This is a genomic window from Kitasatospora sp. GAS1066B, assembly GCF_041262605.1.
Classification (GTDB): Bacteria; Actinomycetota; Actinomycetes; order Streptomycetales; family Streptomycetaceae; genus Kitasatospora.
This window is the reverse complement of the sequence record NZ_JBGCCO010000014.1, coordinates 1-17,698: the sequence shown is the minus strand read 5'-3', so window position 1 is coordinate 17,698 and position 17,698 is coordinate 1. Positions and strand designations below refer to the sequence as shown.

General features: G+C 71.7%; 17 protein-coding genes. 8 read left to right on the top strand and 9 right to left on the bottom strand.

What is annotated here, in order from left to right; all coding sequences use genetic code 11:
• Positions 1–27: 27 nt before the first annotated feature.
• Together ABH937_RS17475 and ABH937_RS17470 are read right to left on the bottom strand one after the other, a co-directional pair.
• Entirely contained in the window at positions 28–849 is an 822-nt protein-coding gene (locus tag ABH937_RS17475) for a thioesterase II family protein (RefSeq protein ID WP_370218721.1), read from the bottom strand.
• Positions 850–1,016: 167 nt separating this feature from the next.
• Positions 1,017–1,601, bottom strand: coding sequence for a hypothetical protein (locus ABH937_RS17470; RefSeq protein ID WP_370218720.1), 585 nt, complete (start codon positions 1,599–1,601; stop codon positions 1,017–1,019).
• A 249-nt stretch (positions 1,602–1,850) separates the two neighbouring features.
• On the opposite strand from ABH937_RS17470, the gene ABH937_RS17465 reads away from it, so the two are divergent.
• The 4 genes from ABH937_RS17465 to ABH937_RS17450 all read left to right on the top strand — a co-directional run bounded on the left by ABH937_RS17465 (position 1,851) and on the right by ABH937_RS17450 (position 6,783).
• Positions 1,851–3,059, top strand: a complete 1,209-nt coding sequence (locus tag ABH937_RS17465) for a cytochrome P450 (RefSeq protein WP_370218719.1) — start codon at positions 1,851–1,853, stop codon at positions 3,057–3,059.
• A gap of 37 nt (positions 3,060–3,096) precedes the next feature.
• Entirely contained in the window at positions 3,097–3,633 is a 537-nt protein-coding gene (locus ABH937_RS17460) for a hypothetical protein (RefSeq protein WP_370218718.1), read from the top strand.
• Between the two features lie 22 nt (positions 3,634–3,655).
• Entirely contained in the window at positions 3,656–5,158 is a 1,503-nt protein-coding gene (locus ABH937_RS17455; protein WP_280693827.1) for an MFS transporter, read from the top strand.
• 170 nt (positions 5,159–5,328) lie between these two features.
• Positions 5,329–6,783 (top strand): MDR family MFS transporter, encoded by a 1,455-nt coding sequence (locus ABH937_RS17450; protein WP_280693828.1) that lies wholly within the window; start codon positions 5,329–5,331, stop codon positions 6,781–6,783.
• A gap of 101 nt (positions 6,784–6,884) precedes the next feature.
• Here the strand turns inward: ABH937_RS17450 and ABH937_RS17445 are convergent, their stop codons facing one another.
• From ABH937_RS17445 to ABH937_RS17435, 3 genes are all read right to left on the bottom strand, one after another.
• Positions 6,885–7,478: a nuclear transport factor 2 family protein gene (locus tag ABH937_RS17445; RefSeq protein ID WP_280693829.1), complete on the bottom strand. Its 594-nt coding sequence runs from the start codon at positions 7,476–7,478 to the stop codon at positions 6,885–6,887.
• 199 nt (positions 7,479–7,677) lie between these two features.
• The gene (locus ABH937_RS17440) at positions 7,678–8,142 is read right to left on the bottom strand and encodes a nuclear transport factor 2 family protein (protein ID WP_370218717.1); all 465 of its coding nucleotides are present in this window, start codon (positions 8,140–8,142) and stop codon (positions 7,678–7,680) included.
• Between the two features lie 175 nt (positions 8,143–8,317).
• A complete protein-coding gene (locus ABH937_RS17435; protein ID WP_280693831.1) occupies positions 8,318–8,506 on the bottom strand; it encodes a ferredoxin in 189 nt (62 codons plus the stop codon).
• Positions 8,507–8,780: 274 nt separating this feature from the next.
• Here ABH937_RS17435 and ABH937_RS17430 point away from each other — a divergent pair, with 274 nt between their 5' ends.
• The 3 genes from ABH937_RS17430 (at position 8,781) to ABH937_RS17420 (ending at position 12,291) form a co-directional block, all read left to right on the top strand.
• Positions 8,781–10,307 (top strand): FAD-dependent oxidoreductase, encoded by a 1,527-nt coding sequence (locus tag ABH937_RS17430; RefSeq protein ID WP_280693832.1) that lies wholly within the window; start codon positions 8,781–8,783, stop codon positions 10,305–10,307.
• A gap of 81 nt (positions 10,308–10,388) precedes the next feature.
• Positions 10,389–11,612: a cytochrome P450 gene (locus ABH937_RS17425; RefSeq protein ID WP_370218716.1), complete on the top strand. Its 1,224-nt coding sequence runs from the start codon at positions 10,389–10,391 to the stop codon at positions 11,610–11,612.
• An 88-nt stretch (positions 11,613–11,700) separates the two neighbouring features.
• The gene (locus ABH937_RS17420; RefSeq protein WP_370218715.1) at positions 11,701–12,291 is read left to right on the top strand and encodes a TIGR03086 family metal-binding protein; all 591 of its coding nucleotides are present in this window, start codon (positions 11,701–11,703) and stop codon (positions 12,289–12,291) included.
• A gap of 89 nt (positions 12,292–12,380) precedes the next feature.
• Here the strand turns inward: ABH937_RS17420 and ABH937_RS17415 are convergent, their stop codons facing one another.
• Positions 12,381–12,842 (bottom strand): nuclear transport factor 2 family protein, encoded by a 462-nt coding sequence (locus ABH937_RS17415; protein WP_280693835.1) that lies wholly within the window; start codon positions 12,840–12,842, stop codon positions 12,381–12,383.
• A gap of 143 nt (positions 12,843–12,985) precedes the next feature.
• Between ABH937_RS17415 and ABH937_RS17410 the strand changes: the two genes are divergently transcribed.
• Positions 12,986–13,867 carry a TetR/AcrR family transcriptional regulator gene (locus tag ABH937_RS17410; RefSeq protein WP_370218714.1) on the top strand — a complete coding sequence of 294 codons (882 nt, stop codon included), beginning with the start codon at positions 12,986–12,988 and terminating at the stop codon, positions 13,865–13,867.
• A gap of 18 nt (positions 13,868–13,885) precedes the next feature.
• On the opposite strand, the gene ABH937_RS17405 is transcribed toward ABH937_RS17410, so the two are convergent.
• The 3 genes from ABH937_RS17405 to ABH937_RS17395 all read right to left on the bottom strand — a co-directional run.
• Positions 13,886–14,488 (bottom strand): TetR/AcrR family transcriptional regulator, encoded by a 603-nt coding sequence (locus tag ABH937_RS17405; RefSeq protein WP_370218713.1) that lies wholly within the window; start codon positions 14,486–14,488, stop codon positions 13,886–13,888.
• Positions 14,489–15,043: 555 nt separating this feature from the next.
• Complete coding sequence (locus ABH937_RS17400; protein WP_370218712.1) at positions 15,044–15,244, bottom strand: ferredoxin; 201 nt, start codon at positions 15,242–15,244, stop codon at positions 15,044–15,046.
• 57 nt (positions 15,245–15,301) lie between these two features.
• The coding region (locus tag ABH937_RS17395) for an acyltransferase domain-containing protein (RefSeq protein ID WP_370218711.1) at positions 15,302–17,698 on the bottom strand (2,397 nt) is incomplete at its 5' end.

Below are 17,698 nucleotides of genomic sequence, written 5' to 3'. Positions count from 1 at the left end.
TCCGTCCAGCGCTCGGCGCCGGGCTCGTCACACTCCGCTCACCAGGCCGGAGTTCCGCGCCGGTACCGGCGGGTCGGTCAGCAGCCGGGCCAGCCGGTCCGCGAACCGCGCACGCGCGGCGCCCAGGTGGAAGAAGTGCCCGCCCTCGAAGCGGTGCAGCCGGAAGCCGGCGGCGGCGCGCTCCCGCCAGGCGAGCGCGTCACTCTCGCTCACCAACGGGTCTGCGGCGCCGTAGAAGATCTCGATCGGGCAGGACAGCGGTGCGCCGGGCGCGGTGTCGCGGCTCGCGCAGAGCCGCAGGTCCCCTCGGGTCAGCGCCACTGCGGCGGCCAACCAGTCCGGGTAGTCGAGCAGTTGCCGCGACAGGCCGCCGATGTCGAGCATGGTGCGCACCAGTTGGTCGTCGGACCCGGCGTAGGCGCTCACGAACGCGGCCGGCAACTGCGGCGCCCGGCACGCGCCGGCGATCAGCCGCAGCGGCGGCTCGGCTCCTCTGGCCTGCCGGACCGCCAGCAGGTCGTGCGCCACCAGCGCGCCCATGCTGTGGCCGTAGCAGGCGTACGGTCCGCTGAGGTACGGGTCGAGCTGCTCGTCGAGCTCGGCCACCAGCTCGGCCATGGTCCCGGGCAACCGGTCCCCGATCCGCCCCTCGCGGCCGGGCAGTTGGACCCTGAGGACCTCGACGCTCGGCGCCAGGGCCCGGCGCAGCGCGGTGTAGGCCGCGGCGCCGCCGCCCGCGTGGTGGAAGCAGAAGAGCCGGGGCCGTCCGTCCGCCAGGGGGCGGGAGGCCAGATAGGCGGTGGCCGGCTTCGGGCCGCCGAGCCGGTCCGCCGTCAGTCCTGCTGTCACGGTGTGCCTCCCCGGATCGTCATCACGTCATGCTCAGCGGGGATGGTTAACCGGCTCTAAGGCGGACCTTCCCCAGGCCCTGGGCCGCGACGGCCGCGACCCGGGGCGCCCTCGGCCGGACAGACCGAGCACGGCACCCCGGGTCGCCGGGAGTCAGAACGGGCGGGTCACTGGGCCGCCGGTCCGCTCGACAGGCTGGCTGCCTGCCCGGCGGGGCAGAGCTCGATCCACCCGTTGAGGGACTTGCCCATCTTGGTGATCTGGAAATGGCGCTTCCCGATCATGCCCTGGTACTTCCCCTCCACCCCGATCACCGGCAGGTACTGCCAGCTCCCCGTCTCGGCCTGGGTGATGTCGTAGAACCCCGTCGTCTCGATGACACCGTCGGAGAACTCGATCCGCTCGTCGGAGAATTCGGCCAGGTCCCCGCCCGGGAGCGTCAGCGGGACATTCGCCTTCCCGTACAGGGTGGCGACTTTCTTGCCCGTAGAGTCGTAGAGGTAGTCCAGATAAGTGGAACTGCCGCCGATGCTGTGCGGGTAGGGGCCGCCGAGATCGCGAACCGAGCCGTCCAGGATCGTCTCGGTCATGTCCTTCATGGTGATGCACGTCTGCCCGGGGGCCGGCGCCGCCGCCCCGGCCGCGGCGGCATCGATGCTGGTCGGCCCGACCAGTACGGCGGCGGTGGAAAGCGCCGCCACCAGGGCGGCGAGCGCCGCCAGACCAGTGCGTGAACGAAACCCGAAGGCCATGGCCTTCCTTCCCTCGCCGTCGTCTGCCTCCCGCGTCCGCCCGCCCCCGGCGGCCGGATCACGGCTGCTGCCGCCGGGAGGCTAGCCATCGACGCTAAAGCCGTCCTTACGCCTGCGGCAGCAGCCCGAAATCCTCACCCCCGCATTTCCGGAGTGGGTGCCTAAGCGGCGCGAAAGTCTTCCTTTAGCCCCGTTCGAAACTCTTCTGCGGGGCTGCCGCCGCCACAGCTTCGCGCAGAGGAGAGGGACTTGACCGAGACCACAGGCGCGTTTCCAGACTTTCCGATGGCCCGCGGGTGCCCGTTCCAGCCACCCGCCCAATACGCCGAACTGCGTGCCGAGCAGCCGGTGTCCCAGGTCACCCTGCCCAGCGGCAGTACCGCCTGGGTGCTCAGCAGCTACGAGCTGGTCCGCGAGTTCCTGGCCGACCCGCGGGGCAGCGCCGATCGCACCCTGCCGGCCTACCCGTCCATGCTGCCCCGCCAGCCGGTGTCGAGCGCGGAGGCGAAGGGTCTGCTGACCTGGATGGACCCGCCGGAGCACACCACTCACCGGCGCATGCTGGTCAACGAGTTCACCACCAAGCGGGTCGCGGCGATGGCACCGCACATCCAGCAGATCACCGACTCCTGCCTGGACGAGATGCTCCGCACCGGCGGACCGGTCGACCTGGTCCAGTCGCTCTCGCTGGCCGTGCCGTCACGGGTGATCTGCGAGCTGCTCGGGGTGCCCTACGACGACCGGGAGTTGTTCGACCAGCGCACCAACGTCATCCTCAACCACCAGAGTTCGGTCGAGGAGCGGATGACTGCCTGGCGCGCGCTGCGCGGCTACCTGCGTGACCTGGTGGCCGGCAAGGTGGCGCAGCCACAGGACGACCTGCTCAGCCGGCTGGTGAAGAAGTACCAGGAGGCGGAGATCTTCGACCTGGAGACGCTCACCGGTCTCACCAATTCGCTCCTGGTGGCGGGCCACGAGACCACGGCCAACATGATCTCGCTGGGCACCGTCTTCCTGTTGGAACACCCGGACGTGCTGGCCGATTTCAAGGCCCGGCCGGAGACCGCCCCGCAGGTCGCCGAGGAGTTGCTGCGCTACTTCAGCATCGCCGACTACTCGACCAGCCGGGTGACGACGGCCGACATCGAGATCGGCGGCGTCGTCATCCCCGAGGGCTCGGGGGTGATCGCCCTCAACTCGGCGGCCAATCACGACGAGACGGTCTTCGAGAAGCCGACCGAGTTCAACGCCCACCGGGATGCGCGCCGTCAGATGGCCTTCGGCTACGGCATCCACCAGTGCCTCGGTCAGAGCCTGGCTCGGCTGGAACTGGAGATCGTCTACACCACCCTGTTCCGCCGCATCCCGGACCTGCGGCTGACCGTTCCCGCGGAGCAACTGCGGTTCAAGCACAACGCGGCCTTCTACGGCATCTACGAGGTGCCCGTCACCTGGTGAGGCCCGCGACCTCAGCCCGACAGAGAAGAGGGAACCCATGCCCCTGGGCCTGCGCCCCCGTGCGCCACGACGCTGGGCGGCCGTGCTGCTCGGCGTCGTGGCGCTCGCCGCCGGCACGGTGTCGTGCGGGAGCCGGGCGGCGGAGCCGCAGGCCCGCCCCGGCTGCATCACCATGAAGAACCTGCGCGAGCAGCAGATCGGCGAGGTCGCGGGTCCGCTCGGCGGAAGTACCCCCGGTGTCGGCGACAGCGGGGTCTACCTGCGGGAGCTCTACGACGGCGGCACCAGCCCCGCCGCGACCGTCTACGGCGCCGGCGGCGTGCAGTTGCGCCAGTCCGACGGCCACCTGCTGGCCTACGCCGACGAACAGATCGTCTTCGACGACGGGACGGTGCAAGCCCAGGGGTTCTACGACCTCACCGATGCGACGGCGGGCGGCTCGCAGTACATCCCCACCATCGGCGCCACCGGGGTGTTCCACAACAAGGCGGGCCGCCTCACCTTCCGAACCGTGCAGCCGGGCCGGGAGTTCAGCGCCGAGATCCAGATGTGCCCCACCGGGATGTTCGGCTGACCAGACACTGATCGGAGCGGAAATGACCGGACGAGCGCGCACCGCGCTGGCCTTCCTGGCCGCGTCGCTGCCCATGCTGATGGTCTCCCTGAACAACCTCGTCGTCACCAACGCGCTGCCCGAGATCAGCCGTGACCTGTCGACCGACGTGGCCCAGCTGCAGTGGGTGGTGAACGGCTACATCCTCGCGTTCGCCGGCCTGCTGCTCACCGCCGCGGCGCTCGGCGACCGTTACGGGCGGCGGACGGTCTTCCTCTGCGGGATCACCCTGTTCGCCGCGGGTTCGATCGGCTGCGCGCTGTCGCACTCGGTGGCGACCCTGGTGGCGGCCCGGGTGCTCCAGGGCGTCGGGGCGGCAGCGGTGCAGCCGCTGTCGCTCACCCTGGTCGCCGAGGCCGCCCCGGCGAACCGGCGCAGCGCCGCCATCGGCATGTGGGGTGGCGTCAACGGTCTCGGCGTGGCACTCGGGCCGCTGGTCGGCGGTGCCGTCACCGAAGGCATGTCCTGGCAGTGGATCTTCTGGGTGAACGTGCCGGTCGCCGTGGTGGCGATCGGCCTGGTGCTGCGGGTGATCACCGAGTCCAAGGGGCGGGACGCCAGCCTCGACCTGCCCGGGATGCTGCTGGTGACCAGCGCCGTGACGCTGGCGGTGTGGGTGATCGTCCAGGCCGGCCGGGCCGGCTGGACCTCCCCGGTGGTCGTGCTGGGGGGCGCGGGCGCGGCCGCCCTGCTGGTGCTGTTCGTGCTGTGGGAGCGGGTGGCCAAGGCACCGCTGCTGCCGCTGCGCTTCTACCGGGTGCGGGCCTTCGTGCTGAGCAACGTCGCTTCGCTGGCCATGTTCTTCGGCGTGTTCGGCTCGATCTTCTTCCTGGCCCAGTACTTCCAGGGACCGCTGGGTTTCTCCCCGCTCGCCGCGGGACTGCGCACGCTGCCGTGGACGGCGATGCCCATGGTGGTCGCACCACTGGTCGGACCGTTCATCGACCGGATCGGCGGCGGACGACTGATGACCGCGGGTCTGCTGCTCCAGGCCGGTGCGCTCGCCTGGATCGCCTGGGTCGCCCGGTTCGACCTGGACTACGGCGCGCTGGTGCCGGCCCTGCTGGCCGCGGGGGTCGGCATGGGGCTGGTGTTCGCCCCGACCATGGCGGTGGTGTTGGGCTCGGTGCAGCCGCACGAGGCCGGCAAGGCGTCCGGGGCGAACAACACCATCCGCGAGGTCGGCGGAGCGCTCGGGATCGCCGTGCTGACCACGGTCTTCCACGCCCACTTCGTCGACACCAGCGACCTGTACAAGCTCCGCGCCACCCTGCTGTCACCGGTCGACACCGCGCAGGCGTTCGTCCGGGGGATGCGCTGGGTGATCTTCGTGGGTGCCGCGGTCGTCGCGCTGGGCGGCGTCGGTGCGGCCTGCATCCCGCGCCGGCGCGCCGAGCCCGCCGGCCCCCGACCCGACCAGATGCCACAGCCGGACCGGTCACGACCGGACGAGCCGCAGCCGGGCGTGCGGGCGGCCGCCGGCTAGCGCGGGGCGACGTTGACAACCGGGGCGGCCGCCCCGTATTTTTCTGATGGGGCACCAATCTCTCTGCCCTCTGCGGGAGTTGCCCGGTCACCCGACCACGGCCCCAGCCGCGTCCGCCCCCGGGCCGACTACCCGTCAGCGACGTCGCCTACCTAGGAGCGCGCGAAAGCATGGCGAGGGCGAACAAGACGACCGGGCTCGAACCGGAGCTGCGCAGGCTGATGTGGATCCTCATCATCGGCACCAGCGCGGCGTTGCTGGACACCACGGTCGTCAACGTGGCGATCGACACGATGCGGCAGTCCCTGAACGTGCCGGTGTCGATGATCCAGTGGGTGAACACCGGCTACCTGCTCGCTCTGGGCATGGTCATCCCGTTGACCACCTGGGCCGTCGGCCGGTTCGGTGCCAAGCGGATGTGGCTGTTCTCGCTGGCCGTGTTCCTGCTCGGCTCGGTGCTGTCCGGTCTGTCGTGGGACATCGGCAGCCTGATCGCGTTCCGGATCCTGCAAGGTGTCGGCGGCGGCCTGCTGGTCCCGATCATGCAGACCCTGCTGGTCCAGGCCGCCGGTCCGCAGCGGATCGGACGGGTGATGGCCGTCGTCGGCATGCCCGCCATGATCGTGCCGATCCTCGGGCCGTTCGTCGGCGGGCTGATCATCAGCAATCTGAGCTGGCGCTGGATCTTCTACATCAACGTCCCGATCTGCCTCATCGCCATGTACCTGGCCTGGCGCGGACTGCCCCGGTCCACGGCGCGCAGCAGCAAGCCGCTGGACGTCCGCGGTCTGCTACTGCTCTCCCCCGCGCTGGCCGCCCTCCTCTTCGGGCTCTCCCAGATCAGCGGGCACGGCGGCTTCGGTCGTCTCCAGGTGCTCGCCCCCCTGCTGGCCGGCGCGGCGCTGCTGGCGGTGTTCGCCCGACACGCGCTGCGCACCGAGGAACCGGTGGTCGACGTACGGCTGTTCAGGATCCGCTCGTTCACCGGCGCGGCCGTGCTGCTCTTCATCTCCGGCCTGTCGCTCTACGGCGTGCTGATGCTGCTGCCGCTCTACTACCAGCAGTTGCGCGGCTACTCGGCGCTGACCACCGGTCTGCTGCTGGTTCCGCAGGGCATCGGCGGCATCCTGACCCGGGGACTGGCCGGGCGGTTGACCGACCGGCTCGGCCCGCGGCCGGTGGTGCTGGTCGGCATGGCCGTCACGGCCTTGGGCACCGTGCCCTTCGCCCTGGGCCAGCCGCACGCGAACAACGTGCTCCTCGACCTCTGCCTGGTCGTGCGCGGCGCCGGTCTCGGGGCGGCCACCGTCTCGGTCATGGCCTCGGCCTTCCAGAGCATGCAGCCCTCGCTCGTGCCGCATGCCAGCAGCGCCACCCGGATCGTGCAGCAGGTGGGCGGGTCGTTCGGCACCGCCCTGCTCGCTGTCGTCCTACAGGGCCAGATCGCCGATCACGCGGCGGACCCGGCCGGGCGCGCCACGGCGTTCGGCACCACCTTCCTGTGGACGATCGCCTTCGCCGTGCTCTCCCTGGTCCCGGCGCTGCTGCTGCCCCGGCGGGCGGCGAAGAGCGCCGGCACGAGCGCTCCGACACCCGCGACCGTGAGCACGTCGAGCGCCGAGTAGCCCAAGCCGCGGACGGCGGCGCGGCGGCAGCGCGGGCGGCCCCGGGGTGGTCGAGCACCACCGCACGGGACCGCCCGCGTACTGCTCCCGCCCTTTGGGCGCTACTGAGCGGCGATCGTCTGCAGGGCCCCGATCAGCTGCGGAAGCATTCCGGCAGCCGTGGCCCCGCCTATCGAGTTGGAGTAGTCGTGCCACTCCACGATCCGCCCGTTCTGCACGCGCAGCACACCGATCGAGGCGTTGAAGTCGAAGGGCTTGCCGGTGGTGGTGTTCACACCCTTGATGGTGAACTCCATCGTCACGACCTCGGGGTCGCTGCCCGGGTAGTAGACCGGGTCGAGTTCCTGGATCTGCAGGGCACTTGACGCCGGGCTGGAGCTGGCAGCCGCGAAGTACTGGAGGATCGCGTCCTTGCCCACGATGCACTGCGGCGCACCGGGAAGCGCGAACTTCGGCAGGTACACGGCGTTGTCGGCGAAGACGTCGGGCATCACCTTCGTCACCACGCTGGTGGCGATCTGCTGCGCCACCTGGAGCGGCGTCGCAACGGTGTCGTCCGTGACCGCCTGGGGGACGGTCGGGGCCTGGGGGGCGGTCGGGGCCGCCGCCCTGGCCTGCGTTGCACCGAACACGGCGGGCACCGCCACGGCGGCCCCGGCGCCGGCGCGCATGAAGTGTCTTCGGGCGATGTGCATGCATACCTCCGGAGATGGGTGAGTCGAGCCGGACGGGGAACCGTTCCCCGCGGCCGGCAACGGTCCGGGCGCCGGCGGCACCGGCGCCCGGTGGCACCAGACGTACCGTGGCGCCAGACGTACGGGCGGCCCCCGCGAGCCGTGGTACGTGCTCGCAGAGACCGCCCGTGCGAGATGGGTCGGTCGAAGTCGGCGCCGGCTACTGGGCGGCGATCTTCTCCAGGACCGAGATCAGCTGGGGCAGCGTGCCCGCGGCCGTGGCACCAGCGATCATGTTCGGGTAGTCGTGCCACTCCACAATCTGGCCGTGGCGCACGCGCAGCATGCCGATCGAGGAGTTGAAGCCGAAGGGCTTGCCGGAGTTGTTGTTCACACCCTTGATCGTGAACTCCATGACCACAACCTCAGGGTCCTTGCCCTGGTAGTAGGCCGGCTCCAGATCCTCGATCTTCAGGATCCCCGAGGCCGGGCTCGAACTGGCCGCCGCGAAGTACTGGAGGATCGCGTCCTTGCCCGCGATGGACTGCGGTGCACCGGGAAGCGCGAACCGCGGCACGTACACGGCGTCCTCGGCGAAGACGTCGGGCATCACCTTCGTCACCACGCTCTTGGCGATCGCCTCGGCGACCTCAAGGGGCGTCAGGACCTTCTGATCATCACTCATGACAGTTCCCCTGCTCGGCATTTCTGTTCGTCGGGGGCCGGTGAGCCTGCGGCAGATAACCGGAACGGCTGGCCCGGTTACGGATTATGCGGGGCCCTCGCCCCGGTCGTCAATGGTCTTCCGCCCCGCTCGCCGGCGTGGTCTTCCGCCCCGCTCGCCGGCGTGGGCTTCAGCCCTAGCGCAGCCGCAGCGCCCGGGAGGGGCAGAGGGACACCGCCTGCCTGACGTTCGCCTCATCAGCGGGTCCCGGCTGCCGCAGCAGCACCACGAGACCGTCGTCGTCGTCCTGGTCGAACAGCTGCGGGGCCATCATGGTGCACTGACCGGCCCCCGTGCAGACATCCCTGTCAACCTCAACACCCATACTCTGCCTCTTCTTTGAAGGCCTACTCGTTGAGGCCTCAGCCGAGCCGGTTCGGACTCCAGCGGGCCCCATCGTCAGCAGCCGACTCCAAAGGCCCGCTAAAGCCCCAGGTCAACGGCGGGACGCCGGGCACCACCCGGACAGCGCAGGCACCGGCCTTCGGGAGGTTTAGGCACGGTTTAGCGCAGCCCCCCATCCTGACTGCCGGACTGCGGCGTCGGCCCGATCCGGGCGAGGCCGCAGACAGGTCGCAGCCGCAGAGCCGGAGGTACGGATGCCCATCGCCCGCAGGTCGTTTCTACGCGCCGGAGCCGGTGTCACCGCATTGGCGACGCCAGGACTTCCCGGTCTGCTCAGCACCCCGCGAGCGCGCCGTGCCACCGCCCCCTGGGGGAACCTCAGCGGCCAACTGACCGGCACGCTGGTGCTGCCCGCCGATCCCGGCTACGCCGTGGCCAAGCAGCTGCACTGGACGGAGTTCGACGGGGTGAACCCGAGCGCCGTCGCCTACTGCCAGTCGGCCGCGGACGTCGCCGCCTGCATACGCTTCGCCCAGGACAACGGCCTCCCGCTGGTGCCGCGCAGCGGCGGCCACAGCCCGGCCGGCTACTCCACCACCACGGGCCTGGTCCTCGACGTGTCCCGGCTGAACTCGGTGCGGCCCGACGGGGCGACGGTGAGCGTCGGATCCGGTGCTCAACTAGTGGACGTGACCACCCAGTTGGCACCGCTCGGGCTGGCCGTGCCAGGCGGTTCGTGCCCTACGGTCGGCGTGGCCGGGTTCTTGCAGGGCGGCGGCTTCGGCCTGCTGACCCGGCACTACGGCATGGGCTGCGACCGCATCGTCTCCGCCGAGGTGGTGCTGGCCGACGGGACCACCGTGGTCTGCTCCGCCAACCAGGAGCCCGACCTCTACTGGGCGCTGCGCGGCGGTGGCGGCGGGAACTTCGGTGTGGTGACCCGGTTCGAGCTGAGCCCGGTGGCCGTCACCCAGTTGAGCCTGTTCACCCTGACCTGGCCCTGGGCGAACGCCGCCGCGGTCATGGGCGCCTGGCAGGACTGGATCATCGGCGGCCCACGGGAGTTGGCCAGCAACCTGACCGTGGCGCTCTCCGATGCCGCCCCCGGCAACGTGCCGGTGGCGATCGTGGCCGGAGCGTGGTCCGGGGATCCGAACGCGCTCGGCGCGGTGCTGGATCAGCTGGTCTCACTCGCCGGCGCGGCCCCCGCCACCAGGTCCGCCACCGCCTACTCGTACCACGACGCGATGCTGACCACCTACGGTTGCTCGACCATGAGCGTCGAGCAGTGCCACACGATCGGCGCCACCTCCGGGGGCCAACTGGCCCGGGGCAACTACCTGCTCGCCCGCAGCCGGATGGTGAGCAACCGGATACCCCAGACCGGGGTGGCGCAGATCCTGGCAGCGTTCGACTCGGCCCGGGCCGCCGGTCACGGCCGGACCGTCAACTTCGCGGCGCTCGGCGGCGCGGCCAACGACCCGGCCAGGACCGACACCGCCTACGTGCACCGGGACACCCAGTTCCTGCTGCTGATGGCCGACTCGCTGCCGACCGGCACGCCGACCCCCGGCGACCAGGCCGCGGCCGAGGCCTGGGCGGCGAACGGTTTCGCGGTCATCGACGCCTACTCCAACCACGAGACGTACCAGAACTACCCCGACACCGCTCTGCCGGACTGGCGCACCGCCTACTACGCCGAGAACTACCCCCGGCTCGTCGCGACCAAGGCCCAGTACGACCCGTACCGCTTCTTCCAGTTCGGCCAGGCCATCGACTGACGTCCGGCGCCGTTCGGCCTTCCTCCGCTCCCTTCGTTCTGTCCAACCGCTCCGCTCGCTCCAATCGCTCTAGGAGACTTCATGGTCGAGGTGACCACCTCAACGGCCCACTCCGGGGGCCGCGCCTTCCCCGAGGCACGGACCTGCCCCTTCCAACCGCCGAAGGGCTTCGCGAACCGGGCCGACGACGCGCCGCTGCAGCGGGTGACGCTCTACAACGGGACCTCGGCATGGCTGGTGACCGGCCACGCCGAGGCGCGCCAACTGCTCACCGACTCCCGGCTGTCGGCCAACTCGCGCGCCGACGGCTACCCGTTCGTCGCGCCCCGGATGGAGGGGATGAAGGCGCAGCCGCCGTCCTTCATCGGGATGGACCCGCCCGCCCACACCGTCCACCGCCGCATGCTGATCCCGGACTTCAGCGTCAAGCGGATGCGCGCGATGCGGCCCGGCATCGAGCGGGTCGTCGAGGAGTGCATCGACAGGATGCTGGCGATGCGGCAACCAGTCGACCTGGTGACCGAGTTCGCCCTGCCGGTGCCGGCCATCGTGATCAGCGACCTGCTCGGCGTGCCCTATGAGGACCACGCGTTCTTCGAGGAGCACAGCCTGCAGATGGTCCAGGCCACCACCCCCGAGGGCTCCAAGGCCGCCGGGGCGAAGCTGGCCGGCTACCTGAACGAGCTGATCTCCAAGCAGCAGGAGTCGAGCGGGGAGAACGAGGGGGTGATCGGCCGACTCGCCGTCGAGCAGGTCGGCAGCGGCGCCCTCGCCCACCACGAGTTGGTCCAGATGGCCATGCTGCTGCTGGTCGCCGGGCACCAGACCACCGCTTCGATGATCTCGCTGAGCGTCGCCGCGCTGCTGGAGCACCCCGAACAGCTCGCGATCCTGCGCGCCGACCCCACGAAGCTCCCGGGCGCGGTGGACGAGCTGCTGCGCCTCCTGGCGATCACCGACGTCGCCGCCATGCGGGTGGTGACGGCGGACATCGAGATCGCCGGCCAGACCATTCGCGCCGGTGAGGGCGTCGTGGTGTCGAGCACGCTGGTGAACCGGGACGAGAAGGTCTTCCCCGACCCGGACAGCCTGGACATCCAGCGCGACGCCCGGCCGCACATGGCGTTCAGCCACGGCGTCCACCAGTGCCTGGGCCAGAACCTGGCCCGGCTGGAGATCGAGGTCGCCCTGGAGGCGCTGTTCCGGCGGATCCCCACGCTGCGCCTGGCCGAACCCTTCGCGAGCCTCCCGGTGCGCGGCGCCGGGGACGTTCAGGGTGTGCACACCCTCCCGGTCGCCTGGTGACGCCGACGAACCACGTCCGGCCGACGAACCACGTTCATCGGCCCCGTCCGTTCCGGACGAGGCCCATCCCGGATCTCAGGGAGCATCAGTGAACCTGCACCAACCGCTGTCCGACGCCGTCGCCCGCATGGCCACGGTGGTGGGCTCGGTCGACCCCGCCCGGCTGTCCGCGGCGACGCCCTGCGCCGAGTACGACGTGCGCGGCCTGGTCAACCATCTGCTCTTCTGGGCACCGATCATCGAGGGAGTTGGCCTGCACAAGACCGCTGTCATCGACCGGGCGGCCGAGGGCCGCGACGACCACACCGGTGGCGACTGGCAGGCGGACTACCTCGGCTGGCTCGACCGGATCGACCGGGCCTGGGCGAGCGACTCGGCCTGGGAGGGCACGGCCACCCTCGGCCCGGCCACCGTGCCGGCGGCGGTCATCGGCGAGAAGACGCTGGTCGAACTGGCGGTGCACGGCTGGGATCTGGCCCGCGCCACCGGGCAGGAGTTCCAGGTCACGGACGCGGTCGCCGACCACGCCAACCGGATCATCCTGGCCACCGCGGACGAGACCCGGGCGATGCGCATGTTCGGCCCGCCGGTCACCGTCCCCGCCACGGCCTCGGCGCTCGACCGCGCACTGGCCTGCAGCGGCCGCGACCCCCAGTGGGACGGTCCAGGGCTCGGCTGACCCCGGCCGGGTCCCGGACCCCGAACAGCACAACGGCCGCCGAACTTCTCGGCGGCCGTTGTGCTGTCTCCCGGGTCCGGTGCCTGGGCTTACTTCGCGAGCGACTCGGCGAACGGCTTGAGCATCCCGGCGACCTGCGCGCCGCGCAGCATGCTGGGGTAGTCCCGGTAGTGCACGATCTTGCCGTCGCGCACCCGGATCACGCCGACCGACGACAGGAAGGTGAACGACTCCCCGCTGCTGTTGTTCTTGCCGTCGATGGTGAACTCGACGGTCACCACCTCGGGGTCGGTGCTCTGGTGCACCTCGGCCGAGACCCGGTTGAACTCCATCACCTTCGACATCGGGTTGTCCCGCACCAGCAGCGCGCGGACCTCGTCGATCCCCGTGTACGTCGAGGGGGCGCCGGCGAGCGAGAAGGGCAGCTCGTACACACCGTCGGCGGCGAACTCGTCGACGAACGCCGCCCGGTCCTTGACCTCCATGGCCTTGCGCAGCCGCTCGACGACCTCCACAGGGGTCGCCGCCGAGCCGTTGGTCGCTTCAGTCACGAAACACTCCCAGATAGCTGCCTGCACCCGGTTGCCCCGGGCCCAGGACCGGTGGAAAACTTGAGGAACAACTCCGCTTGACAATACGGAGAGGATCCTCCGGATGTCAAGCGGTCACACCCTGACCGGCCCGAGGAGGCGGTATGACATCCGGCAGCACCACGCCCGCGCCGGTGGGGTCCCAGCGGGCCGACGCCCGGCGCAACCGGGCGCACATCCTGACGGTCGCCCACCGGCTGCTGGCCGCCGACGGCATGCGGGTCTCCTTCGACGACCTGGCGCTGCACGCGGGCGTCGGAGTCGGCACGGTCTACCGGCACTTCCCCACCAAGAACGACCTCTTCCGTGCCGTCCTCGCCGACGGGATCCGCCTGCTGACCGACGAGGCCCGCCGGCAGTCGCAGGCCGGCGACCCGGCGCAGGCACTGCTCGACTTCTTCCGCCGGATGACCGAGCAGGCCATGCTCAACAAAGCGCTCTGCGAGGGGCTCGAGTCGCTCGACGGCGATCCGGGCCTGCGCAGCGACCCGGAGGCCGAGCGGGACTTCCTGGCCGCGCTCGGCGAGTTGCTGGCCCGCGCCCAGGCCACCGGCGCGATCCGCGCCGACCTCGACGCGGCCGACGTGCGCGCCCTGGTGGTGGGCGCGGCGACCACCGAGCGGGTCCGGGCCGACAGCGCGCGCCCCGGCCGCCTGGCCGCCCTGCACAGCGCCATCCTGCGGGCCGACCCGCCGGGCTCCCGGCCGCTTGTCACGAACCACCCGGGCAGCGCGGCGTTCCATAACGAAAGCGGCGGCTCCGACCACCTGAGTAGCGAAACGTTTCATAACGAAACCGGAAGTGGAGCCGAGCCCGGTCGGTGGAACGAAACCCCGGCCGGCGGACCGGTGGGCGCCGTTCACTGCGAGGTGTGCGGCCGCCCACTGCGGCTGGCACCCACCGGACGGCGCGCCCGCTTCTGCGGCGCGGCCTGCCGCCAGAAGGCCCACCGGCAGCGCCACGGCAACCGCGTCGGCACCCCCTGAGCCGGGCCGGAGCCGCGGTCAGCGAGCCGGACGGTCAGAGCTCCCGCTCGCGGCTGCCCGCAGGCCGTCACACATGACGCTCAGCACCCGGTCCGCCAGTTGCTTGTCGTCGCTCTCCTGGTGGATGGCGAGGAAGACGCCCCGCAGCAGCGCCATCAGGTCGTTGATGTCGACGTCCGAGCGAACCGCACCGATCTGCTGACCTCTCGACAACAGTTCCGCGATCGCGGACCGCAACTCGCGGTTCACCTCGGCCAGGTTCGCCGTGACGTCGATGCCCGCACCCGCGAGCGCGTCGATCAGGTCCTTCTTCGCCGCACTCTCCCGAGTCAGGTGGATGACGAAGTCGAAGAGCGCCTGGTCGTCCCGCCCGGCGAGGGCCAGCTCCCGGGCTTCCTCCACCAGGCTCTGCATCCGATGCAGAATGACCGCGTCGAAGAGCGCTTCCTTGGTCGGGAAGTGCCGGTAGACCGTTCCGGCACCGACCCCCGCCCGCCGAGCGATCTCGTCCAGCGGGACCAGCAGGCCGTCAGCGGCGAAGGCCTCCTGAGCCGCCTTCAGCACGCGCGCCCGATTGCGCCGGGCGTCCGCTCTCATCGGGGGTGTCGACTGCGCGTTCACTCTGGTCCTCCTCGGATCGTGGCCGGTCAGGCGCGGCTCCCGCGGTGATCACTGCAGCCGGATTGGCACGTCACAGGCTAGTACACGGCTCGCCGGGCCCCGTGAGCCCGGCGAGGACGGCGCCTTGCGGCACCTCGCCACCGTGCACGCCGGCCCAGGCGCTGGGGCCGAACGACAGTTGGCGCCGACGGCCGCCACCCCCGGGCGGTACTACCGTCGACGCCAACCGCCCTGCGACCACTACGCGTTATCGTTCACGCTGTCGGCCGCGAGCAGCTCGAGGAGCTTGGGGAGCATACCCAGGGCCTTCGAGGCGACGATCGGGCAGATCGGCCAGCTTGCTCCCGGCGGGGTCCAGTGCGGCGTCGAGGAAGCGTTCGACCACCTCACGCGCGGTCGAAGTGGCTTGGCTCTGCTCCGTCATGACCGACTCCAGCTCAGCGATCAGCAGTTGGGCTCCAGGCAGCCGTATCGGAACGAGCGCCCCGATTGGACGATACGGGGCGGTCTCTCCGCTTGTCAACGAGTCCCGGCACCACCGCCGGCCCGCCCAGCTCAGCTCTCCCGGATCCGCAGCGCCCTGGCCGGGCACATCGAGACGACCTCCCTCAGCTTGGTCCGGTCCGCCGCCTCGGGACGGCGCAGCAGGACGACCAGCCCGTCGTCCTCGTCCTGGTCGAACAGGCTCGGCGCGGTCAGCGTGCACTGACCGGCGCCCACGCAGGCATCGCGGTCGATGTCGACGTCAACGTCCATTCGTACAAGGCTCCTTCACTGTGCCGGCCGGGCGGATCCCGGACCGGCCCGGGGTGCTCAGCCGGCGAGTCGGCCGAGCAGGTAGGCGGCGAGCGCCTCGGGGGTGGGGTGCTCGAACACCGTGCGGGGCTCGACCTCGATGCCGAGTGCGTCCTGTAGGCCGTTGCCCAGTTCGAGGACGGTCAGCGAGGTGAACCCCAGCTCCAGGAAGTTCCTGGTGCCGTCGATCTCCGCCGGCGTGCTGCCCAGCACCGCGGCGACGTGCGAGTCGACCAGGTCGAGCAGCGCTCGCTCGGCGGCCTCCGCCGACAGCCCGGCCAGGCCGGCCCGCAGCGCGGCCGGATCGCGGCCCTCGGTACCGCCGACCGCCGCCTGCCGGGCGCCCGGCAGGTCGGCCAGCAAGCGCGCATGACCGGCGGGGAAGGCGTCCCAGTCGATGTCGGCGGCGACCAGCGTGCCCGGCGCCGTGCGGACCGGCAGCCGGCCCAGCACCGCACCGGGGACCAGCGGGCGCAGTCCCGGCGCCAAGCCGGCGGCGGCGGCGGCGGCGGCCCACGGTCCCCAGGCGAGGGCGGTGCCCGGCAGTCCGGCCCGGCAGCGCCGCCGGACCAGGGTGTCGGCCAGCACGGCCAGGGTGGCGGTGCCGGCTTGGTCAGCGGCACCCAGGACGCCGTCGAAGCCGGTGAAGACCGCGAAGACCTCCAGGCCGCTCTCCCGGGTGAGCTCGTCCAGGGTGCGGATGGCGGCGGCCTCGGCCAGGCCGTCGGCCGCGCTCGGGCCGGGCGTCCCGACGCAGAACACGGCGGTCAGCGCCGGCAGCGTCTCCCGGTCCGCGCCCGCCGACGTCCTCACTCGGCAGCCCAGCGCGCCGAGTTCAGCCACCAGCTCGGCCGCAGCGTCCTGAGCACCCGTCAGCAGCAGTTCCTCGGCGCCCTCCCGGGCCAGCCAGCGGGCGACCTCCGCACCGAGCCCTTGCATGCCACCGTGCACCAGGACCGTCCCGTGCGGGCGCCACCGCTCGGTCCCGAGGCCCTCGGTGGACACCTCGACCAGGCGGCGGGTGAAGAGGCCGGAGGCGCGGATCGCCAACTCCCGCTCACCGCTGGCTCCGGACAGGACGGCGGCCAGCCGCTGACGCGCCCGGGTGTCCAGCACGGCGGGCAGGTCCAGCAGGCCGCCGGCATGCAGCCCGCTGCCCGCGGCCGCCGCGCGACCCAGGCCCCACAGCGCGCCGCCCACGGTTTCGGCCGGCTCGTCCAGGTGGTCGGCGGCCACCGCGTCCGCGGTGGCCAGCCAGAGCGGCGCGTCGATCCCGGCGGACTCCAGCGCGGCCAGCAGGCGCGTGGTCGCGGCGAGCGCCGCCGCCCCGGGCCCGTCGCCCACGGTGCCGACGGCGAGCAGCGAGAGCACGCCGACCGGCTGCGGGCTGACCGGCTGCGGGCCGACCAGCTGAGGGCTGGCCGGGACGGCGAGTTCGTCCAGTGCGTCCGGGCTCAGCCGGTGCGCCGTCGCGCCGTGCCGGGTCAGGGAGTCCACGATCCCGTCGACCAGCTTCTCGTCCCCGCCCGCCTCGGGGGTGACCACCAGCCAGGTCCCGGAGAGCGTGGCGGCCGCGGGCTCGGGCACCGGGCGCCACACCTCGCGGTACCAGCTGCGGCGGTGCCGCCGCCAGGAGGCCAGCGCCGGGACGATCTCGCCCAGCGCCGCCCGGCTCTCCCGGGGCAGGCCCAACTCGGCCGCGAGGGCAGCGAGGTCGTTGCCGTCCACCGCCTGCCAGAAGCCGGTGTCCTCGGCGGCGGCCTTGGCGGGCGCGTCCAGCCAGTACCGGCGACGGCGGAACGGGTAGCCGGGCAGGTCGACCGGACGCCCGCCGGCCGGCAGCACCGCGTTCCAGTCGAGCGACCGGCCCTGGACGTACAGCCGGGCCGCCGCCAGCGCCACGGCACGCGGCTCGGCCCGGTCCCGTTGCAGGGTGGCGACGACCGTGCAGTCGCGGTCGTGCCCGAGGCTCTCGCTGGTCAGCGGCGTGAGCACGGCGTCGGGGCCGAGTTCCAGGAAGGTGCGCACGCCCTGGGCGTGCAGGGCGCGCACCCCGTCGGCGAAGCGCACGGCCTGGCGCACGTGCCGCACCCAGTAGTCCGGACTGCACAACTCGTCCGGGTCAGCGATCTCACCGGTCACGTTGGAGACCACCGGCAGCAACGGCGGCCGGAACTCCACCTTCTCGGCCACCGCCCGGAACTGCGCCAACATCGGCTCCATCAGCGGCGAGTGGAACGCATGGCTGACGTTGAGCCGGCGCAGCTTGCGGCCCTGCGCGGCGAGCGTGCCCGCCAACTCCTCGACGGCCTCCCGCTCACCGGAGACCACCACCGAGGTGGGCCCGTTGACGGCGGCGATCCCGATCCGTTCCTCCCGACCCGCCAGCAGCGGAAGGATCGCCTCCTCGGCGGC

Excerpts from the sequence above, each read along its gene's own strand:
- ABH937_RS17410 (WP_370218714.1), top strand. The coding sequence starts at position 12,986 with ATGACATCCGGCAGCACCACGCCCGCGCCGGTGGGGTCCCAGCGGGCC.
- ABH937_RS17435 (WP_280693831.1), bottom strand. The coding sequence starts at position 8,506 with ATGGGTGTTGAGGTTGACAGGGATGTCTGCACGGGGGCCGGTCAGTGC.
- ABH937_RS17400 (WP_370218712.1), bottom strand. The coding sequence starts at position 15,244 with ATGGACGTTGACGTCGACATCGACCGCGATGCCTGCGTGGGCGCCGGT.
- ABH937_RS17445 (WP_280693829.1), bottom strand. The coding sequence starts at position 7,478 with ATGCACATCGCCCGAAGACACTTCATGCGCGCCGGCGCCGGGGCCGCC.
- ABH937_RS17455 (WP_280693827.1), top strand. The coding sequence starts at position 3,656 with ATGACCGGACGAGCGCGCACCGCGCTGGCCTTCCTGGCCGCGTCGCTG.
- ABH937_RS17450 (WP_280693828.1), top strand. The coding sequence starts at position 5,329 with ATGGCGAGGGCGAACAAGACGACCGGGCTCGAACCGGAGCTGCGCAGG.
- ABH937_RS17440 (WP_370218717.1), bottom strand. The coding sequence starts at position 8,142 with ATGAGTGATGATCAGAAGGTCCTGACGCCCCTTGAGGTCGCCGAGGCG.
- ABH937_RS17430 (WP_280693832.1), top strand. The coding sequence starts at position 8,781 with ATGCCCATCGCCCGCAGGTCGTTTCTACGCGCCGGAGCCGGTGTCACC.
- ABH937_RS17425 (WP_370218716.1), top strand. The coding sequence starts at position 10,389 with ATGGTCGAGGTGACCACCTCAACGGCCCACTCCGGGGGCCGCGCCTTC.
- ABH937_RS17470 (WP_370218720.1), bottom strand. The coding sequence starts at position 1,601 with ATGGCCTTCGGGTTTCGTTCACGCACTGGTCTGGCGGCGCTCGCCGCC.
- ABH937_RS17460 (WP_370218718.1), top strand. The coding sequence starts at position 3,097 with ATGCCCCTGGGCCTGCGCCCCCGTGCGCCACGACGCTGGGCGGCCGTG.